Source organism: Flavobacterium labens (assembly GCF_048286755.1).
In the GTDB taxonomy this organism is placed as follows: domain Bacteria; phylum Bacteroidota; class Bacteroidia; order Flavobacteriales; family Flavobacteriaceae; genus Flavobacterium.
This window is the reverse complement of the sequence record NZ_JBLVPL010000002.1, coordinates 36,759-51,743: the sequence shown is the minus strand read 5'-3', so window position 1 is coordinate 51,743 and position 14,985 is coordinate 36,759. Positions and strand designations below refer to the sequence as shown.

Annotated in this window: 14 protein-coding genes and 3 tRNA genes; 5 read left to right on the top strand and 12 right to left on the bottom strand. The window is 34.7% G+C overall.

From position 1 onward, the window contains the following. Positions 1-472: 472 nt before the first annotated feature. From ACNQF8_RS06830 to ACNQF8_RS06820, 3 genes are all read left to right on the top strand, one after another. On the top strand, positions 473-1,555 hold the full coding sequence (locus tag ACNQF8_RS06830; RefSeq protein ID WP_417953121.1) for an efflux RND transporter periplasmic adaptor subunit: 1,083 nt from the start codon (positions 473-475) through the stop codon (positions 1,553-1,555). 123 nt (positions 1,556-1,678) lie between these two features. Beyond that, positions 1,679-4,849 (top strand): efflux RND transporter permease subunit, encoded by a 3,171-nt coding sequence (locus tag ACNQF8_RS06825; RefSeq protein ID WP_417952605.1) that lies wholly within the window; start codon positions 1,679-1,681, stop codon positions 4,847-4,849. Further along, positions 4,842-6,272 carry a TolC family protein gene (locus ACNQF8_RS06820; protein ID WP_417952604.1) on the top strand — a complete coding sequence of 477 codons (1,431 nt, stop codon included), beginning with the start codon at positions 4,842-4,844 and terminating at the stop codon, positions 6,270-6,272. Before ACNQF8_RS06825 ends, ACNQF8_RS06820 begins: the two co-directional genes overlap by 8 nt. Positions 6,273-6,877: 605 nt before the next feature. Here the strand turns inward: ACNQF8_RS06820 and ACNQF8_RS06815 are convergent. From ACNQF8_RS06815 to ACNQF8_RS06805, 3 genes are all read right to left on the bottom strand, one after another. Next, a tRNA-Leu gene (locus ACNQF8_RS06815) sits at positions 6,878-6,960 on the bottom strand. A gap of 42 nt (positions 6,961-7,002) precedes the next feature. Further along, positions 7,003-7,075 (bottom strand) — tRNA-Lys (locus ACNQF8_RS06810). A 39-nt stretch (positions 7,076-7,114) separates the two neighbouring features. Then, positions 7,115-7,187: transfer RNA gene (locus ACNQF8_RS06805), tRNA-Lys, on the bottom strand. 127 nt (positions 7,188-7,314) lie between these two features. On the opposite strand from ACNQF8_RS06805, the gene ACNQF8_RS06800 reads away from it, so the two are divergent. Continuing rightward, a complete protein-coding gene (locus tag ACNQF8_RS06800; RefSeq protein ID WP_417953120.1) occupies positions 7,315-7,833 on the top strand; it encodes a shikimate kinase in 519 nt (172 codons plus the stop codon). On the opposite strand, the gene ACNQF8_RS06795 is transcribed toward ACNQF8_RS06800, so the two are convergent. Next, positions 7,825-8,325 carry a phosphoribosyltransferase family protein gene (locus ACNQF8_RS06795; protein ID WP_417952602.1) on the bottom strand — a complete coding sequence of 167 codons (501 nt, stop codon included), beginning with the start codon at positions 8,323-8,325 and terminating at the stop codon, positions 7,825-7,827. The two genes, ACNQF8_RS06800 and ACNQF8_RS06795, sit on opposite strands and share 9 nt — an antisense overlap. An 81-nt stretch (positions 8,326-8,406) precedes the next feature. Further along, positions 8,407-8,796 (bottom strand): RNA-binding S4 domain-containing protein, encoded by a 390-nt coding sequence (locus ACNQF8_RS06790; RefSeq protein ID WP_315211663.1) that lies wholly within the window; start codon positions 8,794-8,796, stop codon positions 8,407-8,409. Between the two features lie 79 nt (positions 8,797-8,875). On the opposite strand from ACNQF8_RS06790, the gene ACNQF8_RS06785 reads away from it, so the two are divergent. Then, positions 8,876-9,859, top strand: coding sequence for an FKBP-type peptidyl-prolyl cis-trans isomerase (locus tag ACNQF8_RS06785; protein WP_417952601.1), 984 nt, complete (start codon positions 8,876-8,878; stop codon positions 9,857-9,859). Positions 9,860-9,924: 65 nt separating this feature from the next. Here ACNQF8_RS06785 and ACNQF8_RS06780 read toward each other — a convergent pair whose 3' ends face one another. The 7 genes from ACNQF8_RS06780 to ACNQF8_RS06750 form a co-directional block, all read right to left on the bottom strand. Next, entirely contained in the window at positions 9,925-10,878 is a 954-nt protein-coding gene (locus ACNQF8_RS06780; protein ID WP_282733504.1) for a transketolase family protein, read from the bottom strand. A 4-nt stretch (positions 10,879-10,882) separates the two neighbouring features. Continuing rightward, positions 10,883-11,407: a hypothetical protein gene (locus ACNQF8_RS06775; protein WP_417952600.1), complete on the bottom strand. Its 525-nt coding sequence runs from the start codon at positions 11,405-11,407 to the stop codon at positions 10,883-10,885. A gap of 178 nt (positions 11,408-11,585) precedes the next feature. Next, positions 11,586-12,437, bottom strand: a complete 852-nt coding sequence (locus ACNQF8_RS06770; RefSeq protein ID WP_282733502.1) for a transketolase — start codon at positions 12,435-12,437, stop codon at positions 11,586-11,588. 216 nt (positions 12,438-12,653) lie between these two features. Continuing rightward, positions 12,654-13,217, bottom strand: a complete 564-nt coding sequence (locus tag ACNQF8_RS06765; protein WP_417952599.1) for a YciE/YciF ferroxidase family protein — start codon at positions 13,215-13,217, stop codon at positions 12,654-12,656. A gap of 203 nt (positions 13,218-13,420) precedes the next feature. Beyond that, complete coding sequence (locus ACNQF8_RS06760; RefSeq protein ID WP_417953119.1) at positions 13,421-13,705, bottom strand: rhodanese-like domain-containing protein; 285 nt, start codon at positions 13,703-13,705, stop codon at positions 13,421-13,423. A gap of 20 nt (positions 13,706-13,725) precedes the next feature. Further along, positions 13,726-14,232 carry a MepB family protein gene (locus ACNQF8_RS06755; protein ID WP_417952597.1) on the bottom strand — a complete coding sequence of 169 codons (507 nt, stop codon included), beginning with the start codon at positions 14,230-14,232 and terminating at the stop codon, positions 13,726-13,728. Between the two features lie 25 nt (positions 14,233-14,257). Further along, complete coding sequence (locus tag ACNQF8_RS06750; protein ID WP_417953117.1) at positions 14,258-14,980, bottom strand: DUF4328 domain-containing protein; 723 nt, start codon at positions 14,978-14,980, stop codon at positions 14,258-14,260. Positions 14,981-14,985 lie beyond the last annotated feature (5 nt).

The following is a 14,985-nucleotide window of genomic DNA, read 5'->3' as shown; positions in this document are numbered from 1 at the left end:
ATGATGCTTCTAGTACCCTTCAATCTGGGGTCTCTAATATAGATCAACTAAAATATGTTCAGAGCGTTCCCAATACAATTTTAATAACTACAGCTGAATTTGATTTAGAAGAATATTTTTCCAATAATGAAAATTTTAAAAGTGCAAGTGCTTCAATTTCTTGCGTAAAAGATTTTTTAAAACAATTTTGGCTCAGTCATTTTTGCTCTCAATCACTCATAAACAGCTACAATTCACAAACTAAATTTCGTACTCCAGTTTGTGTTCAATCCTATCCTATTTACATCGTTCAGCAGGTATTAAGAATTTGATTTAAATTAATTTCTGTTTCCCTTACATCACTGTGATCATTAAACTGAATGTACATTTCATTCAGTAATGTTTGCTATGTCAAATTTTTGGGATGCATTTATTTTTTTTGCTAGGAATACTCAATTCCAAGTTTTTAATCGCTTAATTACCACTTTATATCATGAATAAATTTCTCGTATTTACGGGCTTAATTGCCCTTATATGCCTAACTAGCTGTACTTCTAAAAAAGAAGAAAAGGAAGAAGCTGCTAATTTTACAGTTACTAATCCTATCAAAATTGATACTTCATTTATCAAGCAATATGTTTCTCAAATTCGTTCTGTGCGAAACATTGAAATTCGTGCGCAGGAGAAAGGCTTTCTGCAAAATATCTATGTAGACGAAGGTCAGTTTGTTAAAAAAGGTCAGCTTTTGTTTAAAATTATGCCGGGTATGTACCAAGCTGAGTTGCTTAAGGCTAAGGCAGAAGCAAAAGGTGCCGAAATAGAACTCCAAAACGCTAAAATGTTAGCAGATAAAAATATCGTTTCTAAAAACGAACAAGCTTTGGCACAAGCCAAATTAGAGCAAGCCAGAGCCGAAGTAGCATTAGCACAACTTCATTTGTCATTTACTGAAATCCGAGCTCCATTTGACGGAACAATTGATCGAATTCCAAAAAAATTAGGAAGTTTGATTGAAGAAGGAGAATTGTTAACAAGCCTGTCAGATAACAGCCAAATGTTTGCCTACTTTAATGTTTCGGAACCGGAATATTTAGATTATCAAATGAATGTGAAAGATCGAGCAAATACTAATGTCAGCTTGCTTTTAGCCAACAACGAGTTGTACCAATCTAAAGGAAATGTTGAAGTTATCGAAAGTGAATTTAATAATGAAACAGGGAATATTGCTTTTCGTGCCCGCTTCCCTAATGCGAGTAAATTATTAAAACACGGCGAAACTGGTTCTGTGCAAATGCTTGTTCCTCTCAAAAATGCTATTGTGATTCCGCAAAAAGCGACTTATGAAATTCAAGACAAAAAATATGTTTTTGTGGTCAATAAAAATAATGTTTTAGAATCTAAAGAAATTACAGTTACTGGCGAAATTCCCGATTTGTTTGTAATTGCAAGTGGAATTACTGAAAATGATAAAATTTTGTTGGAAGGTGTCCAAAAGGTAAAGGACGACGAAAAGATCAAGTTCAATTATGTTGCACCAAAAGCGGTTATTACCCATTTGCGCTTGAAAGCTGAATAAGGTCAAAGGATTCGTTTCCAATAAAAGTAAAGTTTGTCAATCGCATTACACTGACATAAACCGAAATTTCAGAACGGATAAGCACAATTTTCAACGAAGTTTAATCACCAAAATATATTAAAAATGTTTAATAAATTTATTCAAAGACCGGTTCTTTCGATAGTGATATCGTTAGTGATCGTTTTTTTAGGAGTGCTGGCTCTCACTAATTTGCCAGTAACTCAGTTTCCCTCTATTTCGCCACCAAGGGTAAATGTTACGGCAGCTTTTCCGGGTTCTAATGGCGAATTAATGATCAAGTCAGTAATCATTCCGCTAGAAAAAGCTTTGAATGGCGTGCCGGGAATGAAATATATGACTTCTGATGCCGGTAATGATGGAGAAGCAAGTATTCAAGTTGTATTTAACTTAGGTACAGATCCTAATCAGGCAGCCATTAATGTACAAAATAGAGTGGCTTCTGTGGTTAATAAATTGCCTCCACTAGTTGTTCGAGAAGGTGTAAAGATTACACGAGAGGAGACCAGTATGTTAATGTATGTGAATTTGTATAGCACAGATAAAAATACAGATCAAAAATTTCTATACAACTTTGCCGAGATCAATATTTTATCGGAATTGAAAAGGGTAAATGGAGTAGGTTTTGCCGATGTATTGGGAAATAGAGAATACGCAATGCGTATTTGGTTAAAACCAGACCGCATGCTGGCTTACAAAATTTCTACCGATGAAATTATGGAAGCTTTAGCGAGTCAAAGTTTAGAAGCATCTCCGGGAAAAACTGGAGAAAGCTCTGGAAAAAGATCGCAGGCTTTTGAATATGTGTTAAAATATTCGGGACGATTTACCACCAAGGAACAATATGGTAATGTGATTTTAAGATCTAATCCTGATGGAGAAATTTTACGATTAAAAGATGTTGCCAATGTAGAATTTGGAAGTTCAATGTATGATATTTATTCTAATTTAAATGGTCGACCTTCTGCGGCAATAGTATTAAAACAGTCGTACGGAAGTAACGCCAGTCAAGTAATTAAAGATGTTAAATTGAAATTAGCTGAAATAAAGAAAAATTCTTTTCCTAGAGGAATGGACTACGAAATTAGTTATGACGTGTCTAAATTTTTAGATGCCTCGATAGAAAAAGTAATTCATACTTTGGTCGAAGCCTTCATTCTAGTGGGATTGGTAGTGTTTCTTTTTCTAGGTGATTGGCGATCTACGGTCATTCCGGCCATCGCTGTACCCGTTTCCCTTATTGGAACATTTATGTTTATGCAGTTGTTTGGCATAACCTTAAATTTAATCACACTTTTTGCATTGGTATTAGCCATTGGAGTCGTCGTCGATGATGCGATTGTCGTCATAGAAGCCGTACATGCCAAAATGGAGGAAGAGCATCTTTCGCCACTCAAGGCTACCAAAAAAGCGATGCACGAGATTGCAGGAGCTATTATCGCCATTACATTTTTGATGGCAGCGGTATTTATCCCAGTAGCTTTCATGTCCGGACCAGTGGGTATTTTTTACCGTCAGTTTTCGATTACGATGGCAACTGCTATTATACTTTCTGGAATAGTAGCACTTACATTGACACCGGCACTTTGTGCAATGATGTTAAAAAACAATCACGGAAAACCTAAAAAGAAAACACCAATCAATCGCTTTCTTGATGGCTTTAATGGCATGTTTAATAGTACTGCGGATAAGTATCAACGAGTTTTAACTCGAATTGTTAATAGAAGAGTAGTTACTTTTATTGCACTTCTTGGTTTTTGTTTGGGGACTTGGTTAGTGAGCAGTACTGTTCCTTCCGGATTTATACCTAATGAAGATCAGGGGATGTTTTATGCGATTATTCAAACGCCACCAGGTTCTTCCTTAGAGCGAACAGATAATATTGCTGAAAAGTTGCAAAAAATTGCTGAAACAGTTGACGGCGTACAATCAGTATCTGCATTAGCTGGATACGAAATTCTGACTGAAGGAACGGGTGCCAATGCGGGTACTTGTTTGATTAACCTGAAAGACTGGAGCGAGCGTAAGCATTCTGTACAAGAAATTATGCTTGAACTAGAGGAAAAAACGAAAGATCTTCCCGGAGCTAATATCGAGTTTTTTCAACCACCAGCGGTACCAGGTTACGGTGCTGCAGGGGGTTTTGAGCTTCGTTTGTTAGATAAAGCGGGTTCTGGAGATTACAAAAAAATGGAAACAGTCAATGCTGATTTTGTGAAAGAATTGAACAAACGACCTGAGCTAGCTTCTGTTTTTAGTTTTTACAGCGCCAGTTTTCCACAATTTATGATGAAGGTGGATAATGATTTAGCCCAACAAAAAGGAGTTTCGATTGAGAATGCGATGAATACCCTTTCGACCTTAGTAGGTAGTAACTATGAAATCAGTTTTATCAAGTACGGTTTCAATTATAAAGTAATTGTACAAGCAGCGCCAGAATACCGTGCTTTGCCTGAAGATATTTTAAAATTATACGTCAAAAACAATAAGGACGAAATGGTTCCTTACTCTGCTTTCATGAAACTAGAGAAAGTGTACGGATTGTCGGAAATTACTAGACACAACATGTATAACTCCTCTGAAATTAGTGGAGCAGCAGCTCCTGGTTATAGTAGTGGCGCCGCCATCAAAGCAATTCAAGAAGTGGCACAAGCAAAATTACCTCGTGGTTTTGGAATTGATTGGGCTGGTATCTCTGCAGATGAGGTTGCTCAGGGTAATCAAGCCATTTGGGTTTTTCTAATTTGTTTGGGCTTTGTGTATTTGGTCTTGGCTGCACAATATGAAAGTTTCATTTTGCCGCTATCGGTGATTTTATCTTTACCCGCGGGTATTTTTGGAGCATTCTTACTGCTGAAATTTACAGGCTTAGAAAACAATATTTATGCACAAGTAGCCATGGTCATGCTTATTGGTTTATTGGGTAAAAATGCCGTTTTGATTGTCGAATTTGCTATTCAAAGGCACGCAGCTGGTAAAACAGTGCTAGAAGCGGCAATGGAAGGTGCAAAAGCCAGGTTCCGTCCTATCTTGATGACTTCGTTTGCCTTTATTGCGGGTTTACTTCCGCTGGTTTTTGCGAGCGGTCCGGGAAAAATTGGTAACCAAACCATTGGTACCGCCGCTGCTGGAGGAATGCTATTGGGAACAATTTGTGGAGTCTTTATTATCCCGGGACTGTACTATGTTTTTGGTCGAATTGCCGAAAAATACAAATTAGTAAAAAACGAAAAAGAAAATCCATTAACTGAAGAAATTGATAACAATCATGCTTAAAAGTAAGTTTTATAAATATCTTATCCCGCTAGGCGTGTGCTTAGCGGTGGTAAGTTGTACGCCTAAGCTGGCTCCATTAGCAGCAAGCAAAGTGGTTCCCGAATCATTTGAAAAAAGTACAGACACTAATACAATCGCCGTTACGCCATGGCGAACGTATTTCAAAGATCCTAATTTGATCAATTTGATTGATACTGCCCTGAAAAACAATCAGGAGTTACTAATCACATTACAAGAAATTGAAATTGCCAAAAATGATATTCGCGTTCGCAAAGGAGCCTTGTTGCCACAAGTAGGTGTAGGAGCTAGTGCTGGAATCGAGAAAGTAGGTCGTTACACCAGTCAAGGTGCCGGTGATGCTTCTACCGAAATTAGTCCCGGAAAGGAAATGCCAGATCCACTAGGCGATTTAAAAATAGCAGCCTATGCACACTGGGAAGTAGACATCTGGAAAAAATTACGCAATTCAAAAAAAGCTGCGGTAAGTCGCTATTTGGCTACGGTTGAAGGGAAGAATTTTGTAATCACCAGTCTAATTGCTGAAGTTGCTGATTCCTATTATGAATTAGTGGCTTTAGACAACCAATTGGCAATTGTAAAACAAACCATTGCTTTACAATCAAATGCGCTAGAAATTGTAAAATTTCAAAAACAAGCTGCTAGAAGTACAGAATTAGCTGTGCAGAAATTCCAAGCCGAAGTCATGGCCTCAAGAAGTATGGAATTTGAATTGCTCCAAAAAATCAAGGAAACAGAAAATACAATCAACTTTTTACTCGGACAATATCCGCAGGAAATTAAACGGGATAGTGTTGTTTTTGATGCTGGGTTGCCAGCCATAGTTCAAGCTGGTATTCCTGCTCAATTGCTTGCCAATCGTCCGGATATAAAACAAGCTGAATTAGAATTAGAAGCTGCTAAACTGGATGTAAAAACGGCTCGCGCTGAGTTTTATCCGTCCTTAGATATTACAGCAGCAGTAGGTTTTAACGCTTTTAAATCGAATTATTTGTTTAAAATGCCAGAGTCTTTGCTGTATTCTTTAGTGGGAGATGTAGTAGCTCCTTTGATTAATAGAAATGCGCTTAAAGCCGAGTATAGTTCTGCTAATGCGAGACAAATACAGGCGTTGTACAATTACGAACGTACCATTTTGAATGCGTATTTAGAAGTTTATAGTCAGTTGTCTAAAATCAATAACTTAGAAAAAAGCTATGATTTAAAATCGCAACAAGTAGCTGCGTTGAACCGATCTATTGATGTAGCAGGCGATTTGTTCAAGTCAGCCAGAGTAGATTATTTTGAGGTGTTGATGACACAGCGCGACGCCTTAGAATCAAAACTCGAATTAATCGAAACCAAAAAAGCCCAGCTTAATGCCGTAGTTCACGTATACCGTGATTTAGGAGGAGGGTGGAAATAAGATTAAAGTAGTAGGAGAGCCAGTTTCATTGAAACTGGTTTTTTTTTTGTTTAAAGTTGTAATTATTTAGAAGATTACATCATTGTAAGTGTAGTTTTTTTGTGAGACTGACTTCGTATTTACTACAAAGCTATGTTTTTAAAAACACACTAAATTATTGGTTTATGATCATTATATTATTACTCAGATAAATAAATTTGAGAAGGAAGTAGAAGGTATTAAAAAATTTCTTTGAAGGCTATTATTTATTAAAATTTGTATTTCGAAATGATAGAATTAAATTTTTAAAAGATAAAACTGAATACGATATGGTTTTATTTTTTAGATCTTTCGTTTTGTTGTTTTAATTTGATAATTTATTTTTATCAACTATTTAAATTTTTAAACTTAGAGTGATAAAAAAGTAAAATAAGTATTTTTATTAGAGCAGAATCTTTTGTTTATAAAAGATTTCATATCGTTATGTTTCAAAATAACAGCATATTTAAGTGATCTGAGGATTTTGAAAGTAGGTAATAAAAAAAGGTTCTAGTCATTTACTTTCAACTTGGTTGATTAAATGTTGACTAAAACCTTTGTTAAGCCTTTGCGATTGACTTTTAAAGTGACCACGGTGGGATTTGAACCCACACGCCCTTGCGAGCACCAGCCCCTCAAGCTGGCAAGTCTACCGTTTCTCCACGTGGCCTATAAAAAGAAAAGGTCAAGTAATAAATTACTCGACCTTTTGTGACCCGACTGGGGCTCGAACCCAGGACCCCATCATTAAAAGTGATGTGCTCTACCAACTGAGCTATCGAGTCAATGCTTTCAAGAAAATTATGTGTTGATCACTAAAATTGTGACCCGACTGGGGCTCGAACCCAGGACCCCATCATTAAAAGTGATGTGCTCTACCAACTGAGCTATCGAGTCATATTCTTTCCTTGAATGCGGGTGCAAATATAAGGACTTTATTTGGAGTTTTGCAAGCAATTTTATTATAAATTTGTCTTTTTTTAACAAAATTACTCAACACCTTAATTTGTAAGGTTTTATTCAGATGAAAAAAATTATATTATTAGGTTATATGGGCTGTGGTAAGTCCACAATTGCAAATAAATTGTCAAAACTTATCGAAATTCCTTTTGTAGATTTAGATAAAAAGATTGAAGAGAAAGTAAATTTGTCCATAAATGCTATTTTTGAAAAGTACGGAGAAATTTATTTTAGAAAGTTAGAACACGAAGTTTTTATCGAATTATTGAATTCGCCGGAGCAATTAATTATAGGTTTGGGCGGAGGTACTCCTTGTTATGCAAATAATCATGAGTTGTTAAAAGGCGATAATGTAGTATCTGTTTATCTCAAAGCTTCAATAGATACTTTGTTCAACAGATTGAGTCATAATAAAAGTAAGCGCCCTCTTATTGCCGATAAAAGTGACGAAGAGATGAAAGAGTTTATTGCAAAACATCTCTTCGACAGAAGTTTTTATTACAATCAAGCACAATATAAGGTGATTGTTGATGATAAGTCAATCGATCAGACTGTACTTGATATCGTTGCTATTTTAGCTTAGATAAGCATAATTATCATCGTTTTCATCAAAAACCACTTGAACGTGTTCTAATAAAGATGTTGAAAGTGAGATGCCTTTAAAATCAGCTTTTACAGGGTATTTTTTGTGATTTCGGTCCACAAGTACTGCAGTTTTAAACTTTTTCAAAGGAACGTCTATAAAATGCCTTACTGCATAGATTAATGTGGTACCTGAATTTAGTACATCATCAACAAGAACTAATCCTTTATTTGCATACTGTTCTTTTGATAAGGAGGTATGGATTGGTAATTCGGGATTTTGCTTATTAATCAGTACTTCACAAAGTGAAACTTTAAGAGGAGAAATGGTTTCTAAGGTTACAGCTATTTTTTTTGCAAATGTAAAACCGTTAGTAGCAATTCCTGCAATTACAATTTCTTCTTCATCTACAAATGTTTCATAGATTTGGTAAGCAATTCTTTTTATTTTATGCTCGATTTCTTGATTTGTTAAGATGATATTTTTGCTCATTATTTTAGTTTGTTATTTAACGGTTTACTGTTTAAAATTGAAAGAATCATTTTGGTAACTTAAAAAAGTAAAACGGTAGCTTTACTCATCATCTTCATCGGTGATTATTTCATTCCCAAATTCATCGATATCTCTTCTATCTTTTTTGGTAGGCCTTCCTGTGCCATTTTTACGGTAATGTTCTTTGGATAATTTCAGTAGTTCTAAATGTTGATAGGCTTCTGCCGGAGTATCATTTCGTCTATAGATATCGACTAATTTAGCTCCAACACGGTTCTCCGGTACATCCAGAACGGTGATAATTTGGGTAATTTGGTCTTTCCGGAACGTAATTTTGTCAGTAGGAAAAACCTCTTTTGATGGCTTGGCAACAAGACCATTTACAGTCACATGATTCTTTTTACAGGCTTCAGTAACCATATTTCTGGTTTTGTAATACCGCATGCACCATAAATATTTATCTATTCTCATAAATTTTCTAAAATCGGAGTTAAATAGTTTACAAAAATCAATCAATATTGTATCTTGCGCACTTAAAAATTTAGCTATAATGAACAAATTTAAGTATTATTTTATTCTATTAATTACAACAGTCTCTTTATTTTCATGTTCAAAGGATGATGCTGCTGAAATTGAACCACCTAGAGATTATGCAGAACAATTAGCTACTGATTTAACTGATATTGAAGAATATTTAAAAACCTATTCTATAACTGTTCTTAATCATCCTGGTTTTGCAGATGATCAAGATGTTACTTTTACAAAAATTCCAACAGGTGGAACTGCACCGTCTATTTATTCGTATTTGAATAGCACCACTTTTCCTAAACTTTTGATCAAAGAGGTGAAACTTCATGATATAACATATAAGTTGTATTATTTAGTGTTAAGAGAGGGAGTAGGAGTGAGACCGTCAAATGTAGATGGGGTTTTGTCAGCATATAAAGGTGATTATTTATCTCGTCAAAAAGTTGCTGAAGTAGAAACTTTTACAGCAACTCAATTTGAGGAAGTTAGGAATCCACAACAATTCTTAAGTTTATTTAGTACTATAACAGGATGGGGTGAAACTTTTCCGGAGTTTAAAACTGGAGGAACGCCTAAATCAAATGCAGATGGAACGGTAACTCATAATGATTTTGGAGCAGGAGTGATGTTTCTTCCTTCAGGGTTAGGTTATTATAACTCAGGAAGCGCCAGTATTCCAGCTTATGCACCTTTAGTTTTTAGTTTTAAATTATTCGCAATAAGCCGACTTGATTCTGATGGAGATGGAATTATGAATTTTCAAGAAGATATCAACGGTGATAATTACATGCGAGTTTTGGCAACAGGTGTTGTTAATCCTGATGATACAGATGGAGATGGTATACCTAACTTTTTAGACACTGATGATGATGCAGATGGTGTTAGTACAAAAACAGAAATTACAGGTGCTAATGGAGTTTTAATTCCTTTTGCTGATATACCGAGTTGTGATGGAAATACTACTGATCCGGCAAGAGTAAAAAGACATTTAGTAAAGTGTAATTAAAAAATATGATTCAAAAAAAATCCAGTTCAATTGAACTGGATTTTTTTTGGTGTAAAAGGAAAAGATTATTTTCTTTTCATTACTCTTTCTACAGCTTCAACAATCGCTTGATTGTTCAATTTGTATTTTTCCATTAATTGTTCTGGTGTTCCGGATTCTCCAAAACTGTCATTAACTGCTACAAACTCTTGTGGAGCTGGACTGTTTAATGCTAATACTCTGGAAACGCTTTCGCCAAGACCACCAAGAATATTATGCTCTTCAGCAGTAACGATACATTTTGTTTTTGCCAATGATTTCAAAATCGCTTCTTCATCCAATGGTTTGATAGTGTGAATATTGATTACTTCAGCAGAAATACCTTTAGCTTCTAATGCTTCAGCAGCAATAAGTGCTTCCCAAACTAAATGTCCAGTAGCAATAATTGTTACATCAGAACCTTCGCTTAAAACAATCGCTTTTCCTATTACGAAAGGCTCATCAGCTGGCATGAAATTAGGAACAACCGGACGACCAAAACGCAAGTAAGCAGGACCATGGTGATCTGCTAATGCTAGAGTAGCCGCTTTAGTTTGATTGTAATCACAAGTATTGATTACAGTCATTCCTGGTAGCATTTTCATTAATCCAATATCTTCCAATATTTGGTGTGTTGCACCATCTTCACCTAATGTTAATCCAGCGTGTGAAGCACAAATTTTTACGTTTTTCTCAGAATAAGCAACTGATTGACGAATTTGGTCATACACTCTTCCTGTAGAAAAGTTAGCGAAAGTTCCTGTAAAAGGAATTTTACCACCAACTGTTAAACCAGCTGCAATTCCAATCATGTTTGCTTCAGCAATTCCAATTTGGAAAAAACGCTCCGGGTGATTTTTCTTGAAATCGTCAAATTTTAAAGAACCAATTAAATCCGCACAAAGTGCAACCACATTTTCATTCTTTTGACCTAATTCAGTCATTCCCGCTCCAAAACCCGAACGAGTATCTTTACTTCCTGTATTTGTATATTTTTTCATTTTCTTAATTTCTTAATTTAATATCTTTCTTATTTAAAGATAAAAGAACATTAACTTCTTTATTTTGAATCAATTCGTTTTTGGTCTTAATCTTGTTGAAATAATCGATTTCAACAATAGTAGGCAAATAATTTTCAGGTAAATCTATTTTCTGACAATAAATAAAATGACCAAAAAAAGGTTTCATTATCAGTGAAAACACTGGAATTACAGATTTGATAGCTTTTATATTCGAACTTTGAATTATTTTTCTCTTTTTGCTATTCTTGAATTTTAAAACGGTAAAATTAGTGGTTAAACTATCTATTGGTGTTTTTGTTACTTCAATCACATTGTATTTGTCGTAACAAGGAACCTTATTTTCTGTTTCAATAGAAGAATTTAAATATTCAAATTTTACTGCGTTTTTTATATTTGCTACTGAATAGCTATGTCTTACTTTGTCCTTCAAATCAAAAACACTACCCGTAATTTCGTTGGTAAAACCTCCCCCAAAAAAATAATAGCTCTCATTTTTAGAATTTATCATAAAAATTGAGGTTTTACCTGAATTGTCTTGGTATTCAATAAATCTATCGAATGTAAATGATTGACAAAATACATTTTGACAAAAAAGGATTACTACTATTAAAATACTTTTTTTCATCTTCTAATTTAGATTTTAACAGTATGCTATTAAACACGAATTACTGAATTCTGATTACTTTCTAGTAGTCGCTTTCAGCTTCAGTATAGTTTTGACCTAAAGCAATTTCAAGTTGCGTATCATTTGGCGCTTTACCATGCCAAGCATGACTGTACATCATAAAATCTACACCATTACCCATTTCAGTATGTAGCAACACACAAACTGGTTTTCCTTTTCCAGTTCTTGATTTTGCATCATTCATCCCAGCAATAATAGCTTCAATGTCATTTCCTTTTTCAATTTCTAAAACATCCCAATCAAAAGCTTCAAATTTAGCACGGATACTTCCCATTGCCAAAACTTCGTCAGTTGTTCCGTCAATTTGTTTTCCGTTTAAATCGATTGTAGCGATAAGATTGTCTACTTTTTTTGCAGAAGCATACATAATTGCTTCCCAGTTTTGACCTTCTTGTAACTCACCATCTCCGTGAAGCGTGTAAATAATATGGTTGTCACCATTTAATTTTTTAGCTTGAGCTGCACCAATACCTACTGATAATCCTTGTCCAAGAGAACCTGACGCAATTCTTACTCCAGGTAAACCATCATGAGTAGTTGGGTGACCTTGTAATCTTGAATTGATCAAACGGAAAGTTGCTAATTCCGATACTGGGAAATAACCACTTCTCGCTAGAACGCTGTAAAAAACAGGAGAAATATGTCCGTTTGAAAGGAAGAAAAGATCTTCTCCAATACCGTCCATATCAAAACCTTCTTTGCGTTCCATTATGTTTTGGTATAAGGTTACCAGAAATTCAGTACAACCTAGAGAACCACCTGGGTGACCTGAATTGACAGCGTGTACCATTCGAAGAATATCTCTTCTGACTTGGATTGTTAAGTCGTTTAATTGTTGTGTGTTAGGCTTCATTTTGTGTGTAAAAGTTAAACTGCTGCAAATGTAATTTTTATTTAGGGTTACCGCAAAAGTTTTTAGGACTATTTAATGTAAGATTCCGTTAGAATTTAAGTTAAATAAAATTACAAACATAAGTTTGCATAATTCACAAAAAAGCCCACTAAATGCGGGCTTTTTTGTGAATGGAGAAATACAGAATAATTGTAAATTCTCCAATTACAATTGTAGTTAAGTATTCGTAATTGCATTAGCTCTGTGCGCTTGATTATTGATTGCAGCTAAAGCGATTCCGGTTAATACAGCATCTGTTTTTTTCTCCTCATCAAGACTCATTGCTAATAGATTTGCTGCTTTGTCTTCTCCTAAAGTTTTAGCAAAAGCATGCAGAGTCCCATAAGTTGCAATTTCATAATGTTTTACCTTTTGATCTGCTGCAATAATTCCGGCATCTCGAACTACACCAATATCAGTTTGTCTTATCAAGCTGTTGGTTTCTTTTAATATGCCTCCCATTGCTTCGCATTTTTTGGCAGTAGCTTCAACACCAGTTGCTTCAAATATTTTTTCCAAACGTGAAACGTGTTCTTGCGTCTCATTCAATTGGTTTTTTAAAGAGTTAACTAATTCTGGTGATGATGCGTTTTTCATCATTTTTGGCAATGTTTTAGTTAACACTTTCTCTGCCCAATAAATATCTTTCAATCCAACTTCAAATAAATCTCTCAATCCATGCGCTGCATTTGCTTGTACAGCTCCTTTACTATTTTCGTTTTTGCCCATTTCAGTTCTCATAACAGTAGTTTTTAAGATTAATTTTTTATGAGGAATACTAAACGTGATATTCTCTCAAACAAACTCATTACTTCATTTTTAAGTAAGGTAAAATTAAACATATTAAAATGTAATAAACTGTTAATTAACTAATTGTAAATACGAAATGTATTATTTTTAAAGAAATTAAACTTCTTTTTTTTGAATCGCTGTTAGATTTTTTTTTAAGATGTTTGAGATTGATGGTAATTCACATCCAGCCAAGAACCGCCGTTATAGCATTCAATTCCGTGTGCCGTTAGAAATATTTGTGCCTGTCCACTTCTATTTCCCGATGCGCAACAAAGAATTAATGGAGCTTTAAGTTCCTGCATTTCTTGCATTCTATGAGGAATCTCATTCAAAGGAATATTTATGGAGCCAGCAACGTGACCGCCAATGAACTCATCATAAGATCGTACATCAACTATAGTTCCCAGTTTTTCTTTAATTATTTTTTCTACTTCCATTTTGTTATTTTTAAAGATTATTACTCTATTATACCATAAAGCTGTTTTGCTCTATCTAAATTTACGGATTTATTCAAAGGAATTTCTAAAAAATATTCCAGTTGCCATTTTTGTGTTTTTTGTGCTTGTTTGCTAATTGTCAAATCCCAAGGCGGATACACTCGTATTCCTCTTTTTCCTTCTTTTAAGTTGGTACTGATAATCCCTTGTTGACTAAGCACGGATTTTGGAAATATAAATTGACCAAATTGATTGTCACTTTTTGTATTGATAATAAAAAAATCAATCTCATCTGATGCTGTATAAGGCGCGATTGGTCCTTTTTCACTTCTTTTCCAAAAAGTCACAAATTGCCCAATTTTAGTAGGGGTAATTTTCGCCACACGAAAGAGTATTTTAACGGTGTTAAGGTCAAATTTACAGGCGCTATATTCAGTGCTTTCTTTTTCTATTTCAAGATTTCGGAGGTCAAAACCACATTTGTCAAACACAAGCTCTTTAGTCTCAATTAGGTTTTCGGTAATCATTATTAATGTTGTAGTTTGGGCTTTTTTATTTGAAATAATAATTTTCTATAGGCTGTAAGTCAGTATCAGGTGTGATTTTTAATTCATCTTCCTCATCCTTCAATTCATAAAGTAAAGGTTCAATTTCAGAATAATCTTTAATGACTTTTACAGTAATTATAGCCAAAGGAATACCAATTATTGAAGCAATAATACTTGCAATTGTACTTGTAGTTAACTCATCAATTGTCTCAGCTTTCAAGGAGTATCTGAAAACGAATTGCCCTAAAAATGAAGAAATAATCCATAACGCCCACCACCATCCAATGGAATTGGTAGTTAGATTTGGTTGATAATTTTCATCATTCTTTGAAAGTAAACGTTGTGTTTCTTGATACAGCTCTTTCATGATTTGGTTGGGTCTATAAAGCGATATAATTGGTACAAACCAGCAACCGGCAGCCCATCCTTCGGTGAAGGATAAAGTTTCTGCCTTTAAATGAAGATTGTAATAAGCCCTCCTAAACCATTGTATAAAAGTAATTCCAGAAATTACATATACGGCCAAATAAATCATGGCTATAATTTTTTGTCTCAAATCATTATCTGTGGCTGATTCAGTTGTGATTTGTCCGCCATTTGCCACTGTTTGCAATAAGTCATATTGTAAATAATCAGAAAGGAGTGAAATTATTTCGACGGTAAGCACAATCCATATTAGCATAATAGCAATTTTTGCTCTTTGTCCGTTAGGTCTTAAATTTTCCATTTTTA